We start from the raw sequence: 18,139 nt of genomic DNA on the forward strand, positions 1-18,139 counted from the left end.
AGAACGTCGGTGCGAGGTGATTTCCCAAGGGCCGAGAACGTGCCGCCCGGTCTTCTGCGGCCACGGTGGTGTTCGCCGGCGGTGTGTGGCCGGTCACGCTCGGCGGGGAGCCCTGATTTCGGGTCTTTACGGGTGCGCTAGCCTGCATGAATGGTCGTCGTCGCTCTCCTGTTGTTCGCGCTGGCCGCGGTCGCCATCGTGACCGGCGTGCTCGGACTGCTCGGCAAACTGCCCCGCAACCGCTTCATCGGTGTCACCACTGAAGCCGCGCTGCACAGCGACGACAATTTCCGGATCGCCAACCGCATCGCCGCCCCCACCTCGGTCGGCGCGGGCGCCCTGCTGTTCGCCGGCGGGCTGGTCGTGCTGGTAGCTGGCGGTTTCGCCGGCCTCGGCGTCGCCGCACTGGTCGCGGTGATCGCGATCTTCACCCTCGGCGCAGGCGCCAACGCCGCCGCCCGAACAGTCGAACCCCTGCTGCCCCCCGCGCCCGTCGGTGGCTGCGGCTCCTCCTGCGGCGGCTGCTCCCTCCGCGACACCTGCGCCCCCGCAAACTGACCCTGGCGGCAGGCCCTGCGATCCCGTACAACGAAAGTACGATCTGAGCAGGGGGAGTTCGTCATGATTGTCGGCGCTGCGTTTCTCGTAGGATTGGTCGGCGTGATTGTCGCCGGCCACGCGTTGACAGTCGGTCTCGCGATAGTGGGCATCGCGGTGGTGCTGCTGGTGACCGGTGCGGTTCTGCAAATACGCAACGCCCGTCGTCTGCGGTCCAGGTATCAGCGCTTGCGCTTCGGTACCGGTGGGAAAGCAGGTCGGCGCGGGATCGACGACGCGGACTCGCTCAGTACCACCTACGACGGTGGGAATTCCGGTGGTGGCGGTTCCGGCGGGGGTGGGGACTGATCGTCGGCATACCACTGCCGCGCCCGTCGGGTAGCGGTAATAGGTGGTGGCGACGGGTGCCGCACTCCGGTACAACTGAAGCAGGAACTTGATCGGGGGAATCGTGAAGGTTGTCGGGGCGGGGCTCTTGCTCGCATTGGTCGGCGCGATCACTACCAGCTATTCGGCGGTCGCGGGGATTGTCATGCTCGTCATCGCGGCGGTTGTCTTCGCGGTCGGTGGTGTTCTCGTCCTTCGCGATCCAGGAGGGTCACGGAAGTCGAAGCGGCGGTGGGGTGTTGGTACGTCCGCGGCCGGAGTCAGCTGGTTCGGTGACGGCGGCGGCCAGCATCACGGTGGCGGCGGTGGGGGCAGCAGCGGAAAGGGTGGCACTGGCTGCGGCGGTGGCAGCGGCTGCGGGGGCGGCGGTTGTGGTGGTGGCGGCGGCGGCGAATAATCGGCGCCGCGTTCTATCGGTAGGCAATTCGGTGTCGCCGGTATTCGGCGATGCACTTCTCGGGGGAGGAACCATGGTCTTTGTCGTCGCGTTCATCGTCGCTGTAGTCGGTCTCTTGGTCGGCGGTGGGACGGGAGCCGTCCTACTGGCGACCACGATCGTGCTGGTGCTGTTCGGGCTCGTCATGCTCAGCGCCACACCGGAAGCCAAGAACGAACGACACGCGGCCGCGGGACGTCGGGCGCGTGGGCGTGCCTCGGGGCAGGCAAAGCGCGGTTGAGGGGCGGCTCTACCGGGTTTCGCTGAAAGCGTTGGGGTACACCGTAGTAACGACTGAATTGGGGGGAAATCATGAAGGTATTCGGTTCTGGGCTTGCCCTGTTGTTCATCGGCATATTCGTTGGCGTATTCGCGCCATTGATCGGTGTGCTGACCGTGGCGGTCGCGTTGGGCTTCCTCGGGACTGGTTGCGTCCAACTCGCTCGCGGTTCCGGAAACTCCGGCCGGGCCGGGCGCAGCAATAGCGGTTGGAGCGCGGGCGGGGCCGGTGCGGCCACCTTCGGCACGGGCGACAGCGGCAGCAGTTGTGGCGGTGGCGGCAGCAGTTGTGGCGGCGGTGGTAGTAGCGGTGGTGGCGGCGGATGTGGCGGTGGCGGTGGTGGAGGCGGTGGCTGACAGCCACCATCACCGACCTGCCAGTGCGAACGGCGAATCGCGGCGCCGCTGACGCGTCGGGCTGACCTGTGGGACAAGGAATGTGGCGAGATCAGCGGTGGATCTGACTGCTGGTCGGCCGAAAGGGGATTGCAAGAACTCGCGGTTACGGTCGGCCTCGACATGCTGGTCGAGCGAGGAGGGGCCCATGAGTATCGGCGACGTGATCGCAACGTTTCTTGCGCTTTTTGTCGGAGTGGTCGGACTGATCGGGTTCGTGACGGTGCCGATCATGATCATCGTGGCGATCGCCCAGCAGGTAAGCGACCCGCAGGGCAGGCCGGAGAGGCGCGCCCGCATCGCGGCGAACAGGCGGGCTCGGGAGCTGGCTCGTGCTCGTCAGCGGCAATACAGCTCCGGGTCGACCAGTTGGAGTTCCGCTGACGGCTGGTACAGCAGCAGCAGCAGCGACAGCGGCAGTTGGTCAGGTAGCTGCGACTCCGGGTCGAGCAGCAGCAGTTGTGGCGGTGGAAGTAGTAGCAGTTGTGGCGGTGGCAGTAGCAGCTGCTGAACTGCGCGGACCCAGCACTTCGTTGGTACAGGGCGACATCGGGGATTGGACGTTGGCCGACGGCGGGTTGAGCGACAGCGGGAGCTCGGGCAGTTGCAGTAGTTGCAGCAGCTGTGGTGGGGGCGGCGGCGGGGATTGAACCGCGGATGACCGGGACCTGGTGGAGGGATCCAGGTCCCGGTCGTGATGACCCGGCGGCAGGACCGGGTCGGGTTCCGTTGCCGAACTGATTACCGCAGGTCGACGAGGGCGGCGTGGACGGCGCGGCCTGCGACGGGGTCGCCGACCGCGATACGGGCGCTACCGTCGGGGTAAGCCTTTGCCTTGATGCCGGCGCGGCGGAGGGCGGTGGCCACGCCGGGGCCGGGCAGGTAGAGGAAGTTCGCGTAACTGCGGGGCACGTCGATGCCGCAGGCGCGCAATGTCATTCGTAGGAGCTCTCGTTCGCGGTTGATGTGGTCGATACGGTCGCGGAGTTCTGTGCCCGCGGCGTAGGCGGCGCGCACCGCGGCGATGGATGCGGTGGGGATGCCGAAGGGCAACTGCTGGTGTCGGATTCGTTCGATCAGCTTGCCGCGGCCAACGCAGTAGCCGATCCGCAGCCCGGCCAATCCGTACGCCTTGGAGAAGGTGCGCAGAATCAGCAGGTTCGGATGCTGGTGCAGCAGGGTGCGGATGTCGAGACGGTCTGTCGGATCGAGGAATTCGACATAGGCCTCGTCGAGGAGTACCGGCGCGCGGCGGGGGATCGCGGCGAGGAAGGATCGGACCGCCGCCGCGTCGAGGACAGTCCCGGTGGGGTTGTGGGGTCGGCACAGCACGACCAGCGAGGTGCGCCGGTTCACCGAGCGGCGCATGGCGGTCAGGTCCTGATTGCCGCCGATGTCGAGCGGGACCGGGACCAGCGTCATCCCGGCCATGTCGGCCATGATCAGGTAGCCGTCGAAAGTCGGTGTGCTGGTCAGCAGTTCACCGCCGCCGAGTGCCCGCATCACCTGCATCGCGACACCGGTGGCTCCCGCACCGACCACCACGTCGTCGGGCGAGACCCCGAGATGATCAGCGATCACCCGCGGCAGTTCCTCCGGAAGGAACTCCGGATACCGGTTGGCCTGGGTCAGCGCCGTAGTCACCGCCACCAGAATGGAAGGCAGTGGCGGGAAGGGATTCTCGCTGAGACCGAGGTCGAACAGCGTTGGTGTCGCCGTGGTGTGGAACCGACGGGAGGGGATCGTCGGTTCCACCAGCCGCACAGTCATCGCGCGGCGCCCCAGCGAATGGCCGCCGCACCGGCGAAATCGCCCGCGTGCGCGAACGCCGACAGCAGCACCACCGACCCGTTGCGCAACCGGCCTGCCCGGTTCTCCGCGTCGAGTGTCACGGGAATGCCCGCTGCGAACAGGTTTCCGCACTGATCGAAGGTATCGGGATGACGTTCGGCGGGCAGTTCCAGCGCGTCGTGCCAGTTGCGCAGGAACAGCCGATTCGGCTGATTGGTGATGAAGGTGTCGATGTCTTTGCTCTTCACCCCGATCCGCGCACACACCGCCAGCGCCACCTCGGGCACGAGCCGGTTGCCGCGCGCGAACACCTTGGTGATCTTGGATTCGGAGAAGCTCACGCAGCCCTGGCCCTCGCCCGGCTCCCAGTACTTGCGCGAACCATTTGTGGAGAAGTCCATATCACCGGCGAATTCGGGATAGGTCCGGGTTTCGATATCGAGGATCGGGCCCGAATCGTCCTTGCGCAGCAGGCCGATTCCGCACCCGTCACCGGGCACCGGCGCCTGCGCCAGTTTCCGGATATCGGGCTGGGTGAACACCGGGCCCGCGCAATTCTGCGCGGCGACGATCAGCGCGGTCTTCGCGTCGCTGGTGGCCATCATCATCCGGGCAATCGCCATCATCTGGACGAACGCCGCGCAACCGCTGTTGTGTACGTCGAGTACCTGCGACGGATGAGCGCCCAGTCGACGAGCCAGTTCGGGGCCTGCGCCGAGCACCGGATTATCGGGCAGTTGGGTGTGGGTGATGATGATGTCGATCTCGGCGGCGAGGTCGGCGCCGTGGCGCTCGCGCAGCACGGCGAACGCCTGCTCGGCCATGTCGACGGCGGTTTCGTCGCGGCCGATGTGGTGGCGGCCGGTCGGCGAACGGAACATCACGTTCTTCGCCATCCGCTCCGAACGCGAGAACTGGGTGAAGTAGTCGGTCGGGACGGGGTCACCGGGCAGATAGCTCGCGACATCGACCAGACTCACCTGCGGCATATTCACTGCATCCACTCCGGCTTGATCGGCAGCCCGTTGGCCGCGCGGTATTCACAAATGGCTTTGAGGTTGTCCAGCTCGAGCTGGTGTCCGGCGGAGAACATCTCCCAGAAATCGCCGACCCAGACCGGGCGCTTCGGCGGAGCTGTTTCGGGATAACCGTTTTCGTCGTAGAAGGGGTGTTTGCAGTTGACCCACGTCACCACCGAACCGGGCTTGTTGAACACCACCTGGGCGTCGACCACCCGCATCAGATAGATCATCCAGAGGTGCTCGGACTGGTCCCACGCGCAGTGATAGTCGACGGTCATCGCGTCGGGATGGGCGACGGTGCGGGTGAAACATTTGGTCGCGTCACCGAGGCGGTCGTAGGACAGCCACAGGCCGGGCTCGGCGGTTTCGGTGAATCCGCGCAGGCTGTAGGTCCACTCCTCCAGCGAGCGGGTATCGGCGAGGTATTCGTAGACCTCACGTGGCGGGGCGGCGATGTAGGCCTGCACCGGGCAGTAGTCGCCGAAGATCTGGTCGTGCGGGTACACCGAACGCAACATGTCCATGATGATCGGCGTGGTGGTCTCCCGGTCGGAGTTCTCGATTCGGATCACGCCGGGCACCACCTCCTCGGGAATGTCGGACAGGGCAGGCAGGGCGCTAGTGGTCACGGGGTGCTCCTGGATGATTCGAGGGCGGACAGGAAGGGCTGAAACGGCGGGACTTCGTCTGGGTCACAGAGGATTTCGAGAAACGACGGTCCGGTGGCGGCGAAGCTGTGATCCAGTGCGCCGGACAACCGGTTGGCGTCGGAGACGGTGCGGGCGGGCAGGCCGGGGAACATGGCCGCGATGCCCGCTCCCAGATGGGACGGTTGAAAGCGATTGAAGCTGTAGCGATCCCGGTAGTAGAGCTGTTCGCGGGTGACGCACATGGCGTGCGCGTTGTTGTTGAACACCACGAAGGTGATGGGCAGGTCGTGTTCGATGGCGGTGTGAATCTCCATGCCGTGCATGAAGAACGAGCCGTCACCTGCGATGACGACGGTGCGGTGCGGGCCGTCGGGCGCGGCGCGGCGGGCGAACGCGGAACCGATACCCGCGCCGAAGGCGTAACCCATTCCGCCCATCCCGAGCGCGACCGTGAAACGTCCGCGCTCGGGTACCCGTAGGTAATGCACCACCGAGGCGCCGGTGTTACCCGCGTCGGCGAAAACATCGGCGCCATCGGGCAGCGCGCGCTGGATGGCCTCGACGACGGTGCGATAGCGCAGGCCGGGGCCCGCGGCTTCGGGGACGGTCATCGCGGTGAGCTCGGCGGAGCGCGCGCTCGTGGTCGGCGTCGCGCCGAGGCCGGTCAGCAGCGTGGTGATGGTTCCAGCGAGATCCGCGCTGGTGGTGTGGGTCGTCGCCAGATAGGGCGGTAGTGCGCCGATGCTGAGTACCGGCAGCTCGGCGAGGGCGGCGTCGAGGCCGGCGCGGGCGGTGACCGGCAGTCGGGTGCCGATCAGCAGGCAGGCGCTCGCCGCCCCCAAAGCCTCGACCAGCTCGGGATGGCCCATGGTGCCCGCGACACCGCAGTAGCCGGGGCCGGTGTTGGAATAGGCATCCTTGGCATCGGGGGCTACGCCGATGGCGGCGTCGAGCGCGGCGACCAGGTCGGCGAGTTCGTCGCGGGCGTTGTCGCGAGCGATCTGATCACCGGCGATGATCACCACCTTTCCGATACGCCGGGCGTCGGCGAGTTCGGCCGCGACGGTGCGCGCGGAGACTCCGGGCGCAAGGGGGGAAATCGAAGAATCTCGGACCGGCGACAAGATCGAAACTTCCGGCATCACCTGCTGCTGAACATCTTTCGGAATCAGCAATACCGCGGGTCCGCCGCCCTCGGCCGCGGCGATCGCCGCCGCGAGCTGGGCGGGTAGCTCGGCCGGGTCGGTCACGCGGGCGCAATACCGGCTCACCGTGGCGAACAGTGCTGCCGCGTCGATGGACTCGGCCAGGCCGCTCGAATCCTGAAATGCGCCGATCCCTTCGAGACCGGTTGGCGCCTGTCCGACCAAGGCCAGTACCGGCACTCGCGAGGTGAACGACTCGGCAAGACCAGCAACGAGATTCATGGCCCCACCACCCGAAGTGGCTGCGACGACCCCCATCCCGCCGGTGCTGCGCGCGTACCCGTCAGCCATCGTGGCCGCGGAGAACTCGTGTTTGGCGACGATTCCGGCAGGCGAACCGCCCGCGTCGAAGATCGCGTCGTACAGGTCCTCGATATTGGCGCCGTCGACGCCGAAGATCTGGGTGATTCCCCGGTCGGCTACCGTTCGTACCAGGTAGTCCACCACTCTGTCCGGCATCGGCCCTCCTTCTCCGCGACGAAATGTGACGCCGCTGCGCACCGCGTCTGCCTGGACTACGAGGCGCGCCGAGGGGGAGTTCAGAGGGTGGGCGAAAACAACCCCTTGTGTGTACGTACACATATACGTATAGTGAGTTCATGCCCAACAAGACGATCTACGTATCCGACGACGATCTCCCGGTGTTCCAGCGGGCTCAGGAGCTCGTCGGCGGCAACCTCTCCAGCACGGTGGTCAGCGCGCTGCGCAGGCTTATCGAGCTGGAAGAAGGCCGCGAGGCCGGCTTCGAGGAGGTCGTCTTGCAGGTGGGTCGCGACGGTGTTCGGCAGGTGCGCTTCCTCGGCTCCCTGCTGGGCGAATGGCGCGACATCGGCGACGGGGAGGTGGTGGACCAGAAGGTCTATCGCAGCCGCAAGGGCAAGCTGGTGCTGCATACGCACATCGCGCGGTGGGAGGACTACCCGACCGGCGAGGCTGCCGGTGACATGAAGGACTGGAAGTACTGGCGCCGGATGTTCGGCATCGGTGACCGGCCTTGGGACTGGGGCGATTACGAATACGAGATCCTCGACGACCTGAAGGCGCTCAAGGGTCGCATCCCCGACAAGCTGTTCCGCAAGGTCGAAGACATCGTCGCGCACCCGCAGATCGAGGAACTCGACATCTAACTCCTCGACCACAACCACACGCCGAACACCCGAACCGCAGCCCCTGGGGGCTGTGTCGATAACTCATGCACATATTCGCAACAATGAATGCAATCTAATGGAAAGGGACGATCATGGTCAACCCGGCCATCACCGCCCGGGGCCTGCACAAGGCATACGGCGACAAAACAGTTCTCGACGGCATCGACATCACCGTCGCCGAGGGCACCGTCTTCTCCCTGCTCGGCCCCAACGGCGCGGGCAAGACCACCACCGTGCAGATCCTCACCACGCTGATCGCCGGCGATGCGGGGGAGTGCGCCGTTGGCGGCCACGATGTGGTGACCGAACGCGGCGCGGTGCGTGAGCTGATCGGCGTCACCGGGCAGTTCGCCGCGGTCGACGAGCTGCTGACCGGCCGGGAGAACCTGCAGATGATGGGCGACCTGAACCATCTACCGCGCCGCGAAACCCGCGCTCTGGCAGTGGAACTGCTGGAACGGTTCGACCTGGTCGAGGCCGCCGACAAGCCCGCGAGCACCTACTCCGGCGGCATGACCCGCAGGCTCGATCTGGCGATGACGCTGGTCGGCAATCCGCGGGTGATCTTCCTCGACGAACCGACCACCGGCCTCGACCCGCGCAGCCGCCGCTCCATCTGGGAGATCATCCGCGGCCTGGTCGACGATCTCGGCGTCACCGTCTTCCTCACCACCCAGTACCTCGAGGAGGCCGACCACCTGGCCGATCGCATCGCCGTACTCGACAACGGCCGGATCGTCGCCGAAGGCACCGCGGCAGAACTGAAGCGACTGATCCCGGGCGGCCACATCCGCATCGACTTCACCGATCAGCCCGACGTGGCGGCCGCCCAGCGCGCGTTCGGCCCGACGGCGAAGGTCGTCGAGGGCACCGACGGGCTGACCCTCGCCGTGCCGAGCGACGGCGGCGTGCGCTCCCTGCGCGCCGTGCTCGACCTGCTCGATACCGAAAACATCGAAGCGGGCGGCATTTCCGTGCACACCCCGAACCTCGACGACGTCTTCCTCACCCTCACCGGCCGCGCCACCATCGAGCAGGAGTCACTGCGATGACCACTTTGACCAAGTCCAAGTCCTACGCCTTCGCCGACACGATGACGATGTTGCGGCGCAACATGATTCACGTCAAGCGCTATCCGAGCATGACGTTCAGCATCATCATCATGCCGATCGTGCTGATGCTCGTGTTCAAGTACGTCTTCGGCGGGGCGCTCGAGAAGTCGTCGGGCGGTAGCTATATCGACTATCTGGCGCCGGGCATGATGTTGCTGTTGCCCGCCTATCTGACGGTGTCGGTAGCGGTCTCGATCGCCACCGACGCGAGCAAGGGGATCGTGAATCGCTTTCGGGTAATGGCGATCTCGCAGTCCTCGGTACTCACCGGGCACGTGCTCGGCGCGCTCATCCAGGCGATGGCGGGTGTTGTCGCGATGACCGCCGTCGCGATGCTGGTCGGCTTCCGGCCGAACGCGAACGTGGTGGAGTGGGTGGGCGCGTTCGGGCTGCTCGCACTGGTGACGTTCGCCTTCACCTGGCTGGCCATCGCGCTCGGCCTGCTCTCGCCGACTCCCGAAAGTGCCAGCAACGCACCATTTCCCATCGTGCTGCTGCCCTTCCTCGGCAGTGGCCTGGTAGCCACCGACACGATGCCGGTCGGGATGCGCCAGTTCGCCGAATACCAGCCCTTCACCCCCATCACCGAGACGCTGCGCGGGCTGCTGATGGGCACCGAGATCGGCGCCAACGGCTGGATCGCGCTGGCTTGGTGCGCGGTGATCGCGGGCGGCGGCTTCCTGTGGTCGAAGTCGATCTTCAGCAAACAAGCGAAGTAGCCTGTCGCGCACACGGTCCGGTCTCCTCGCGGAGGCCGGACCGTTCTGTGTTCAGACCTGGGCGACCAGGACAGTCCGGCCGGAATCGATGGAAGTGATCTCCACCTTGCTGATCGAATCCGGTGGGGCGTCGATGGTGCGATCAACCGTCAACTCGGTGCCGGGGCCCGCCGGCCACTGGTCGAGTTCGAGCCGCTGCTCACCCGCGGTCACCACCAGCCCGTACGTTCGGTTGTAGCCGGAGCCGTAGGCGCTCGGCGCGTAGCGGCAGGTCATTACCAGGCGCGTGCGGTCGCCGTCGCGGACCAGCTTCACCTGCGCGCTCACCGGTGTCTGCTCCACCGCCTGCATCTGCTGCTCCGCGACGATCTGTTCGGTCGAGGTCTCCGAGTTCGCCACGGTGACCGTCACCGGAATCGCGATCGCCACCGCGGCCGCGGCAGCCGCCACCGCGCTCCCGACACTCACCCAGCGCCGCCGCTTCCTGCGCCGTTCGGCGGCCGCGGCCAGAGCCGGGATCAGGTCGGGGACCTGCGGGGCGACCGGATCCGGCGATTCGATCATCGACAGCGCGGTCTCACGGTCGACCAGACCGAGCATGCCCGGCATCCCGGACAGTTCGGCGACCGCCTGCTGGCAGTGCGCGCAATCGAGCAGATGCGTCTCGTATTCGCGCCGCTCGGCGGCACCGAGGGAACCGAGGACATAGGCAGCATCCCAGGTGCTGTACTCGTCGGCGAGGTCGGTCATCGGTTCGTCACCCCCATCTCCTGTAGCGCCAGTCGCATGGCGCGCATGCCGTAATGCAGGCGCGATTTCACCGTTCCCGGTGGGATGCCCAATTCGTCGGCGATCTGGGCCATGCCGAGGCCGCGATAGTAGGCCCGCACGATCACCTCGCGATGATCCGGGCTCAGCGTGCTCAGCGCGTCGGCGACCAGCCAGCCGTCGAGCGCCCGATCCGATTGGTCGGGGCTCACCTGCTCCGGCGGGGTGTCGGTACCGAACTCGCGCCGGTGCCTGGCGCTGCGATGCTCGTCGACCGCGAGATTACGAGCCACGGTGAACAACCATGCGCGCGGGGAGGTTTCGGTCTGTTCCAGGACGGCGGGGCGCTGCCAGGCGCGTAGCAGCGTCTCCTGCACGATGTCCTCGGCCCGGCCGGGATCGCGCACCAGACAGAGGGTGAAACGCCACAGTGCGGGTGCGTGCTCGGCGTAGAGCGCGCGCATCAATTCGTCTCGACCGTCGTTCATCGGCGGCCCTGGTCACTGCTCGTCGTAATTCATCTGTCACTCCTGCTCGTCGAAGGAGTAACGGTGTCAGTTGCGTTCGAGTTCAATCGGGTGTGTCGCCAGCAATGCCAGCGGCAACGGCTGGCGCCGCAGTACCGCGGCCCACAGATCGTGGCGGTCGGTGGCGATCGGGTCCGACGGCAGCGCCGACACCACGATCCAGTCGCCGTTGTCGAGTTCGCCGTCGAGCTGGCCCATCGACCAGCCCGCGTACCCGGCGAAGATCCGGACCTGCTCGATGAGCGGGCCGATCTCGGCGGGGTCGGCGTCCAGATCGACCAGCACCACGCGGCCGTCGACCCGGCGCAGCCCGCGGATCTCGGAAATGTCGACGCCCGCGTGCAGCACCGCCAGGCACAGCGCGGCATCGCGTTTGACCGGACCGCCGATGTAGAGGTCGGTCGGGGTGGCGGCCAGGTTGGCCCAGGCGGGCAGCACATCGACGACCGGGGTCTCGCTCGGCCGGTTCAGCACCACGCCGAGGCTGCCCGCGTCGTTGTGCTCGATCACGTACACCACGGTGCGGCGGAACGTAGGTTCCACCAGGTCGATCGCGGACACCAGCAGGTTGCCCGCGCGGACGCTCATCGCGGGCTGACCGCGCCGCCGGTCGTCACCGTGCCCGTCGCGAGTCCGGCGCTCGTCCGGGTCGTCTCCGCCTGCCACCGAGCCATCATCGCATTGGAGCGGCGATGCGCGCTTCCCGCAGACCGGATCGGAACCGGAATTTCTTCGTGCGCGGACCCGTGGGATCGCCCGGTAGGGTCGCGCTATGCACTTGCCCGAGGTCCTGCTCGACGATAACGACGCCGTGTACGACTACTACCTGCGGCATCAGCAGAACAGATGGAAGGCGCTGGCCTCGTATGCGGTGCTGGCCCGGCGATTCCGGCCGCGCGTGACGTTCGCCGACGGCGCGAAACGGCAGTTGAAGGCGCTGGTCCGCAGTGGGCGGCCGGTGATCTTCGCGATCAACCATCTGTCGACCAGCGACCCGTACACGATCGCGGCGACGGCGTGGCGCTCACCGTTGCGCTCGAAGATCGGGCGGATCCGGGTGCTGGCCAAGGACGAGCTCTTTCTCGATCCCGAGCAGCGTCGCAAGGTGGACATGATGGGCGGGATTCCGGTGTTCCGCGGCAAGGATCACGGGATTCGGGCGGTCAATGCCGCAGGTCAGCGCATGATGGATGTGTGCGCGCAGCGGTTGGCGGCCGGTGATCACCTCGCGATCTTCCCCGAGGGGACCTGCAATGAGGTAGATCACACCAAGGTGCAGGCGGTCGGTAGCGGGATCGGGCATATCGCGTTCCGCGCCGCCAAACTGGATGCCGCGCCCGCGCTGGTCGCCATCGGGATGAACTACGGGAACCGCGACGCTACCGTCGAAACGACCGCGGCCGAGGCGGTGTCCGGGGTCGCGTACTTCCGCGCGCCGATTCTCGAGCTGCCGCAGCGGCCCGCCGACATCGCCAGGCTCGTCAAAGAAGAGCTGCAACTGGCTGTCGACGGGGCCGTCGCGCGCTACTGAGGTAGGCCGAACAGCTCTCTGGCTCGCTGCGGGACGTAGGCGATGTAATCGGGATGGGTGGTGATGAAATGCAGCACCACCGGGCACATCGGCAGCACACTGAAACCTTGGTCGCGGCTGGCGTCGAGTGCGGACTTGACCAGGATGTTCGCCAAGCCGCGGCCTTCGAATCGGGGGTAGATCTCGGTGTGGACCAGCGCGCGTTCGTCACCGGTGTCCTGGTATTCGATGTAGCCGGCGGGTTGACCGTCGGCGGTGAGTTCGAACCGCTCGAGTGCGGTGTTGTTGCGGACCTCGGTCGCCATAGGTCGACGTTACCGTGTTGGTTGGTTTTGGCCCTTATTGTTCGGTGGTCGTTGGGGGAGGACCGGGCGGTGGTAGTCCCAGGCAGGTTTGACGCTGTGTTTATTGGCGCGCTGGCGCGCGCGTGTCCGCGGCCCTGAGGGCCGCCGGTTAGCGCTCGAGACTAGCGCCTTCGGCGCAGCGCTTTCGAGCGCTAACCGGCGACCCGGCCGCGGACCGGCCACTTCGTGGCCGCCGCTCCCCAGGGGTCGCGGGTGCGGGGCTGGGAGTGCGGTCATGGCGGACCTGGGGTGCACGGTGGGGCTGGGAGTGCGGTCATGGCGGACCTGGGGTGCACGGTGGGGCTGGGAGTGCGGTAGGGCTGTGGTCTTCGGGGTGTGGGGTGAGGCTGGGAGTGCGGTAGGGCTGTGGTCTTCGGGGTGTGGGGTGAGGCTGGGAGTGCGGTCGGGCTGCGGACTTCGGGGTTTGCGGTGTGGTTGGGGCGTGTGGTCATGGTGGTCTTGGGGTGCGTGGTGTGGTTGGTGCTGCGTTCGCGTGGCGGATCTGGGTGTGCGGTGTGGCTGGAACTGCGGGGATGCGGGTTTTGGTCTCAGGGCGGAGGATGTCGGGATGACTCGTGGACCGCTCGTTGTGCTTGCACCGGACAAGTTCAAGGGTTCGCTGTCGGCACCTGAGGTTGCTGAGGCGTTGGGGCGGGGGATTGCTCGGCGGGCGCCGGGGGCGCGGGTGCGGTGTGTGCCGGTGGCCGATGGGGGCGATGGGATGGTCGACGCTTTCGTGGCGTCGGGGTGGAAGCGCGTTGAGCTCGCCGCGCCTGGGCCGACGGGGGAGGTTTCGACGGCGGTGTACGCGGTGCGCGGCGATACCGCGGTGGTGGAGTTGGCGGCTGCCGTGGGGCTGGTGAAGTTGCCGGGTGGGCGGCTGGATCCGCTGCGGTCCGACACGTTCGGGTTGGGGGTGGCTATCGCGCACGCGCTCGACGCGGGGGCTCGTGAGATCGTGCTCGGGCTCGGTGGGAGTGCGTCGACCGATGGCGGGGCGGGATTGTTGCGGGCGCTCGGATTGCGGCTGCTCGATCGGGAGGGGCGGGAATTGGCGGGGGTCGGGGATGTGGCCGCGATGCTCGAGCAGGTTGCCTCGGTGGATCGAAGCGGGTTGCATCCGGCGGTCTCCACGGCTGTGTTCACGCTTGCCTGCGATGTGGACAATCCGTTGCTCGGACCTGCCGGTGCGGTGGCGGTGTACGCGCCGCAGAAGGGGGCCAATGCTCGGCAGATGGTGAAACTCGAAGCAGGGCTCACTAATTGGGCTGCCGTGCTGGGTACCGGCTATGCCGAGATCGGTGGAGCGGGTGCGGCGGGTGGTACCGGGTTCGGGGTGCTCGCGGTGCTGGGGGCGCAGGTGCGCAGCGGGATCGATGTGCTGCTCGAGCTGCTGGAATTCACGACGCTGGTCGACGGGGCCACGCTGGTTGTCACCGGTGAGGGCTCGCTGGATCATCAGAGCATGCACGGGAAGGCGCCCGTCGGGGTCGCGGCCGCGGCCAAGAGAGCGGGGGTGCCGGTGGTCGCGGCGGTGGGTCGAACTCTGTTGTCGCCAGGGGAGATTCGAGCCGCGGGGTTCGCCGCTTGCTATCCGCTCAGCGACCTGGAGCCCGATCCCGCGCGCTCGATCATGGCCGCGGCGAACCTGCTCGAGCGAATCGGCGAGCGAATCGCCGTGGAACACTTGCTATGACGCGCTGACACCCACCGCGCGATTCGCCGAGGGCGAAGGCGCTGGGGCGGACGTGCGGGCGGCGGTGCTCAACGCCGCGCGGTGCTCATCGCCCCAGGATTCGAGCGGCTCCAGTGCCAGGCGCAGGGTTTCGCCCAGCTGGGTGAGCGAGTACTCCACCCGCGGCGGGATCTCGGGGAAGATCTCGCGGCGCACCACGCCGGTGCTCTCCAGATGGCGCAGGTTCTCGGCGAGCACCTTCTCGCTCACGCCGTCGAGCAGCCGCCGGATCTGGCCGAACCGCTGCGGCCCGGCGCCGAGCACCCACATCAGGTGCAGCTTCCATTTACCGCCGACAACATCGATAGCCAGGCTCATGCCACACACATCGTGATCTGCGTCACTACTCATCTTCGGCGCACCCTTCTGACCGTATTTCGAACCTCTAGGTAAGCAACCACACCGGAACGTTCGGTCTTCCCGAACGATACCCGCGCGGACACCATGGAAAGCGGCGCCGAACCATCCAATAGCGAGAATCGAAGGGCCACACAATGTCCGAGCAGACCAATCCCCGTTCCGTTTCCGTTCTCGGCCTCGGCCCGATGGGTCAGGCCATGGTCAAGGCCTTCCTCGAAGCAGGCGTCGAGGTGACGGTATGGAATCGCAGCACCGCCAAGGTCGACGCGCTGGTGGCGCTGGGTGCCAAGCGCGCCGACACCGTCGCCGAGGCGCTCGCCGCCAACGAGGTCTCCGTACTCAGCCTGACCCACTACGACGCCATGTACGACGTGCTCGGTCAGGCCGTCGACCAGCTGCCGGGCAAGGTGATCGCCAACCTGTCCTCCGATTCGCCGGACAAGGCGCGAGCAGGCGCGAAGTGGGTCCGTGAGCGCGGCGCCGAATTCCTCTCCGGCGGCGTGATGTCGGCGGGCGACAATATCGTCCATCCGGCGTCCTACATCTTCTACAGCGGCCCGAAAGCCGTATTCGACGCGCACGCCGAACTCCTGCGCCCGCTCAGCCCGCAGGAATACCTGGGCGCCGACGACGGCCTCGCGCAGGTCTTCTACCAGGCACTGTTGACGATTTTCCATCCGTGGCTGCTCGCCTTCGACCAGGCGACCGCGGTGATCGCGAAGTCCGGTCATGACATCGCCCAGTTCGTGCCGTTCGCGATCCGCTCGAGCGAGGCGTTCCCGTTCTTCATGGAGCAGTTCTCCGTGGCGAACCAGGACGGCGGCTGGGCCGACGTGGCGAACCTCAGGATGATGGACGCGGGCGCTCAGCACATCATCGACGCCAGCGAGGAAGTCGGCGTCGACGCGGGGTTCTCGCATCTCGCGCAGTCGTACTGGCGCAAGGCCCTCATCGCCAGCGAATCTTCGGGCAATGCGGTTTCGACCTATGCGTTGATGCGCGGCGAGGCGTCGTGAAATCCGTCGGCGACTGTCCCTGATCCGCGAAAAACCGTCCAGCACAACAGTGCTGGACGGTTTTCATGCGGTCTCGGCGCCCAGTCTCGGGAACGGCTCGGTGGAGAACACCACTTCCACCGCTACCTCGAAATAGGCCGCGAGTCGCAGGGCGAGGTGCAGGCTGGGGCTGTATTCGCCGCGTTCGAGGTAGCCGACGGTTTGGTAGTGCACGCCGAGTGCTTCGGCCAGGTCCCGCCGCGAGATGCCGCGTTCGGCGCGCAACATCGCGATGCGGTTGTAGATGACCTCAGAAGGCACGCTGCATCGCTTTCTCGCGGCGGACGGCCACGCTGGATCCCGACTCGTGGCGGGCCGCACGCCGCAACACGATCGGCGCGAGCAACAACCCGACGATCGACCATACGCCGAGCACCGCGACGGTCTCGAGGTGCCGCCACGACCCGTCGATCTCGATCGCCGCCGCCTCGGCGGGCAGCAGCGCCGAGCGCATGCCGAGGCCGAGCCAGTACATCGGGAAGAGCTGGGCCAGTCCCTGCACCCAGCCGGGGAGTGCGGTGATCGGGTACCAGATGCCGGAGATGGCGATCAGTCCCATCAACGGCAGGGTGAGCAGGAAGATGTCACGGGCGCCGACGATCAACCCGCCGAGGATGGCGCCGATCGGCAGGGTGGCCAGCAGGCCGAGCACGATCACCCAGGCGAGCGTGATCACGGCGCCGCCGGGCGCCGACAAGCCACCGACTATCACGGCACCGATGGCCAGCACCACCACCAGCTGTACGAGTACCGCGCCCGCGTTCGTACCGATCTTGCCGATGAGGTAGCCGAGGATGCCGTTCGGAATCGTCTTGGCGCGCAACAAGGTTCCGTCCTCCCGGTCTAGGGCGAGGACTTCGGCGATCCCGTACAGGCCGTTGAACGCGATGATGCTGCCGAGCAGGCCGGGCACCGCCAGTTCACCGAGAGATAGCTCGGTATCGTGGTAGGAACGGTCGCGCAGGAAGAAGATCGCGATCAGAAACAGTGTGGGAGTGAGGAACTGGCCGATCAGGCCAGTCCCGTTGGTGTACAGCTGCCGCAGTTCGATCCACATCGCGGCCAAGCCACCCCTGACCGCTACCAGCGTGGGATTCATCGCGTGACCTCCTGCAGTGAACGGACGGGTTCGGCATCGGTATCGGATTCGAAACGGCGGACCAGCGCCATGTAGGTGTCCTCGAGCGACGCGCGCTGCACCTCGAGGTCCTCGATCAGTTCACCGTGCTGTTTGAACAGTTCATGGACGTATTTGGTCGACTCGGTCGTCGTATGGACGAAACGCTGACCGTCGCGGGTCCAGCGCACCTCGGCCTCGCCCGCGGTGGCGGCGCTGAGCTCCTCCGGGGAGCCGTCGGCGATGATCCGGCCGCCGGCCAGGATCAGGATCCGATCGGCCAGTTTCGCGGCTTCGTCCAGGTCGTGGGTGGTGAGCAGGACGGTGGTCTCGTCCAGATCGGCCAGTCGATGCACCAGGTCGTGGAAGTCGCGCCGGGCGGCGGGATCGAAGCCGGCCGTCGGTTCGTCCATGAAGAGCAGTTCCGGTCTGCCGACGATGCCGATCGCCACATCGAGTCTGCGTCGCTGGCCCCCCGAGAGGGTGGCGATCTTCGCATCGCGCTGTTCGGTCAGGCCGACCAGCTCGATGAGTTCATCGGTGTCCCAGGGTCTTACGACGCGGTCTGTGGAATACGGCAGGTAGTACCCACCGAGATGGTTGAGCAGTTCGCGCACCCGCCATCTCGCGTGGTCACGCCAGGACTGGAGCACGACGCCGATGCGGGCGCGCCAGAGTTCGTCACCGTGTTCGGGATCGGCCCCCAGCACGTCGACCCGGCCGGCCGACCTCCTGCGGAACCCCTCGAGGATCTCGATCGTGGTGGTTTTGCCCGCGCCGTTGGGTCCGAGCATCACGAGCACTTCGCCGCGCTCGGCCTGAAATGTCACATCGTGCAGGACGTCTGTCTCGTCGTATCGCATCCGTAGTTGCGCGACATCGAGAACGACGTTGTTGTTCGAAGTCATGAGTCCTCCCAGTCATCAACCTTCGATGAAATGTAGCATACGTACTACATTTTATCGCGGCAATACTTCGCCGAAAAGGGGGCACTTCGAA

The 18,139-nt window shown here is 66.6% G+C and carries 23 protein-coding genes; 11 read left to right on the forward strand and 12 right to left on the reverse strand.

Annotated features, from left to right (window positions below; genetic code table 11):
* The first annotated feature begins 150 nt into the window (after positions 1–150).
* The 5 genes from ACFWO8_RS11020 to ACFWO8_RS11040 all read left to right on the forward strand — a co-directional run bounded on the left by ACFWO8_RS11020 (position 151) and on the right by ACFWO8_RS11040 (position 2,017).
* Positions 151–558 (forward strand): SdpI family protein, encoded by a 408-nt coding sequence (locus ACFWO8_RS11020; protein WP_378947738.1) that lies wholly within the window; start codon positions 151–153, stop codon positions 556–558.
* 63 nt (positions 559–621) lie between these two features.
* Positions 622–906 carry a hypothetical protein gene (locus tag ACFWO8_RS11025; protein WP_378947741.1) on the forward strand — a complete coding sequence of 95 codons (285 nt, stop codon included), beginning with the start codon at positions 622–624 and terminating at the stop codon, positions 904–906.
* A gap of 103 nt (positions 907–1,009) precedes the next feature.
* On the forward strand, positions 1,010–1,342 hold the full coding sequence (locus ACFWO8_RS11030) for a hypothetical protein (RefSeq protein WP_378947744.1): 333 nt from the start codon (positions 1,010–1,012) through the stop codon (positions 1,340–1,342).
* A gap of 73 nt (positions 1,343–1,415) precedes the next feature.
* Entirely contained in the window at positions 1,416–1,622 is a 207-nt protein-coding gene (locus tag ACFWO8_RS11035; protein WP_378947747.1) for a hypothetical protein, read from the forward strand.
* A gap of 71 nt (positions 1,623–1,693) precedes the next feature.
* Positions 1,694–2,017, forward strand: coding sequence for a hypothetical protein (locus ACFWO8_RS11040; protein WP_378947750.1), 324 nt, complete (start codon positions 1,694–1,696; stop codon positions 2,015–2,017).
* Between the two features lie 780 nt (positions 2,018–2,797).
* Here ACFWO8_RS11040 and ACFWO8_RS11045 read toward each other — a convergent pair.
* From ACFWO8_RS11045 to ACFWO8_RS11060, 4 genes are read right to left on the reverse strand one after another with little or no spacing between them, the layout of a single operon-like run.
* Positions 2,798–3,826: a pyridoxal phosphate-dependent aminotransferase gene (locus tag ACFWO8_RS11045; protein WP_378947754.1), complete on the reverse strand. Its 1,029-nt coding sequence runs from the start codon at positions 3,824–3,826 to the stop codon at positions 2,798–2,800.
* Positions 3,823–4,836 carry a 3-oxoacyl-ACP synthase III family protein gene (locus tag ACFWO8_RS11050; protein ID WP_378948231.1) on the reverse strand — a complete coding sequence of 338 codons (1,014 nt, stop codon included), beginning with the start codon at positions 4,834–4,836 and terminating at the stop codon, positions 3,823–3,825. The genes ACFWO8_RS11045 and ACFWO8_RS11050 overlap by 4 nt, the downstream gene beginning before the upstream one ends.
* A gap of 2 nt (positions 4,837–4,838) precedes the next feature.
* Entirely contained in the window at positions 4,839–5,498 is a 660-nt protein-coding gene (locus ACFWO8_RS11055; protein WP_378947757.1) for an SRPBCC family protein, read from the reverse strand.
* Positions 5,495–7,183, reverse strand: a complete 1,689-nt coding sequence (locus tag ACFWO8_RS11060; protein ID WP_378947760.1) for a thiamine pyrophosphate-binding protein — start codon at positions 7,181–7,183, stop codon at positions 5,495–5,497. Before ACFWO8_RS11060 ends, ACFWO8_RS11055 begins: the two co-directional genes overlap by 4 nt.
* 140 nt (positions 7,184–7,323) lie before the next feature.
* Between ACFWO8_RS11060 and ACFWO8_RS11065 the strand changes: the two genes are divergently transcribed.
* The 3 genes from ACFWO8_RS11065 to ACFWO8_RS11075 all read left to right on the forward strand — a co-directional run bounded on the left by ACFWO8_RS11065 (position 7,324) and on the right by ACFWO8_RS11075 (position 9,703).
* Positions 7,324–7,851: an EXLDI protein gene (locus ACFWO8_RS11065; protein ID WP_378916194.1), complete on the forward strand. Its 528-nt coding sequence runs from the start codon at positions 7,324–7,326 to the stop codon at positions 7,849–7,851.
* A gap of 113 nt (positions 7,852–7,964) precedes the next feature.
* A complete protein-coding gene (locus ACFWO8_RS11070; protein ID WP_378947764.1) occupies positions 7,965–8,924 on the forward strand; it encodes an ATP-binding cassette domain-containing protein in 960 nt (319 codons plus the stop codon).
* Positions 8,921–9,703 (forward strand): ABC transporter permease, encoded by a 783-nt coding sequence (locus ACFWO8_RS11075; protein ID WP_378947768.1) that lies wholly within the window; start codon positions 8,921–8,923, stop codon positions 9,701–9,703. The genes ACFWO8_RS11070 and ACFWO8_RS11075 overlap by 4 nt, the downstream gene beginning before the upstream one ends.
* 51 nt (positions 9,704–9,754) lie before the next feature.
* Here the strand turns inward: ACFWO8_RS11075 and ACFWO8_RS11080 are convergent, their stop codons facing one another.
* The 3 genes from ACFWO8_RS11080 to ACFWO8_RS11090 all read right to left on the reverse strand — a co-directional run bounded on the left by ACFWO8_RS11080 (position 9,755) and on the right by ACFWO8_RS11090 (position 11,664).
* Positions 9,755–10,453, reverse strand: a complete 699-nt coding sequence (locus ACFWO8_RS11080) for a zf-HC2 domain-containing protein (RefSeq protein WP_378947771.1) — start codon at positions 10,451–10,453, stop codon at positions 9,755–9,757.
* On the reverse strand, positions 10,450–10,959 hold the full coding sequence (locus tag ACFWO8_RS11085) for a sigma-70 family RNA polymerase sigma factor (RefSeq protein WP_378947774.1): 510 nt from the start codon (positions 10,957–10,959) through the stop codon (positions 10,450–10,452). The genes ACFWO8_RS11080 and ACFWO8_RS11085 overlap by 4 nt, the downstream gene beginning before the upstream one ends.
* Positions 10,960–11,025: 66 nt before the next feature.
* Complete coding sequence (locus tag ACFWO8_RS11090) at positions 11,026–11,664, reverse strand: YqgE/AlgH family protein (RefSeq protein WP_378947777.1); 639 nt, start codon at positions 11,662–11,664, stop codon at positions 11,026–11,028.
* A 106-nt stretch (positions 11,665–11,770) separates the two neighbouring features.
* On the opposite strand from ACFWO8_RS11090, the gene ACFWO8_RS11095 reads away from it, so the two are divergent.
* On the forward strand, positions 11,771–12,529 hold the full coding sequence (locus ACFWO8_RS11095; protein ID WP_378947780.1) for a lysophospholipid acyltransferase family protein: 759 nt from the start codon (positions 11,771–11,773) through the stop codon (positions 12,527–12,529).
* Here the strand turns inward: ACFWO8_RS11095 and ACFWO8_RS11100 are convergent.
* Positions 12,523–12,834, reverse strand: a complete 312-nt coding sequence (locus ACFWO8_RS11100) for a GNAT family N-acetyltransferase (RefSeq protein WP_378947784.1) — start codon at positions 12,832–12,834, stop codon at positions 12,523–12,525. The two genes, ACFWO8_RS11095 and ACFWO8_RS11100, sit on opposite strands and share 7 nt — an antisense overlap.
* A gap of 607 nt (positions 12,835–13,441) precedes the next feature.
* On the opposite strand from ACFWO8_RS11100, the gene ACFWO8_RS11105 reads away from it, so the two are divergent.
* Positions 13,442–14,569 carry a glycerate kinase gene (locus ACFWO8_RS11105; protein ID WP_378947787.1) on the forward strand — a complete coding sequence of 376 codons (1,128 nt, stop codon included), beginning with the start codon at positions 13,442–13,444 and terminating at the stop codon, positions 14,567–14,569.
* Here ACFWO8_RS11105 and ACFWO8_RS11110 read toward each other — a convergent pair.
* Positions 14,564–14,959, reverse strand: a complete 396-nt coding sequence (locus ACFWO8_RS11110; protein WP_378947790.1) for a winged helix-turn-helix transcriptional regulator — start codon at positions 14,957–14,959, stop codon at positions 14,564–14,566. The genes ACFWO8_RS11105 and ACFWO8_RS11110 overlap by 6 nt on opposite strands.
* 143 nt (positions 14,960–15,102) lie before the next feature.
* Here ACFWO8_RS11110 and ACFWO8_RS11115 point away from each other — a divergent pair, with 143 nt between their 5' ends.
* The gene (locus ACFWO8_RS11115; protein ID WP_378947793.1) at positions 15,103–15,984 is read left to right on the forward strand and encodes an NAD(P)-dependent oxidoreductase; all 882 of its coding nucleotides are present in this window, start codon (positions 15,103–15,105) and stop codon (positions 15,982–15,984) included.
* 63 nt (positions 15,985–16,047) lie between these two features.
* Here ACFWO8_RS11115 and ACFWO8_RS11120 read toward each other — a convergent pair whose 3' ends face one another.
* Genes ACFWO8_RS11120 through ACFWO8_RS11130 form a run of 3 tightly spaced genes read right to left on the reverse strand, consistent with a single transcriptional unit; the run spans position 16,048 to position 18,048 of the window.
* Complete coding sequence (locus ACFWO8_RS11120; RefSeq protein ID WP_067455043.1) at positions 16,048–16,284, reverse strand: helix-turn-helix transcriptional regulator; 237 nt, start codon at positions 16,282–16,284, stop codon at positions 16,048–16,050.
* Entirely contained in the window at positions 16,274–17,122 is an 849-nt protein-coding gene (locus ACFWO8_RS11125; protein WP_378947798.1) for an ABC transporter permease, read from the reverse strand. Before ACFWO8_RS11125 ends, ACFWO8_RS11120 begins: the two co-directional genes overlap by 11 nt.
* Positions 17,119–18,048 carry an ABC transporter ATP-binding protein gene (locus tag ACFWO8_RS11130; RefSeq protein ID WP_378947801.1) on the reverse strand — a complete coding sequence of 310 codons (930 nt, stop codon included), beginning with the start codon at positions 18,046–18,048 and terminating at the stop codon, positions 17,119–17,121. The genes ACFWO8_RS11125 and ACFWO8_RS11130 overlap by 4 nt, the downstream gene beginning before the upstream one ends.
* Between the last annotated feature and the right edge of the window lie 91 nt (positions 18,049–18,139).

The organism is Nocardia sp. NPDC058480 (assembly GCF_042720495.1).
Taxonomy (GTDB): domain Bacteria; phylum Actinomycetota; class Actinomycetes; order Mycobacteriales; family Mycobacteriaceae; genus Nocardia.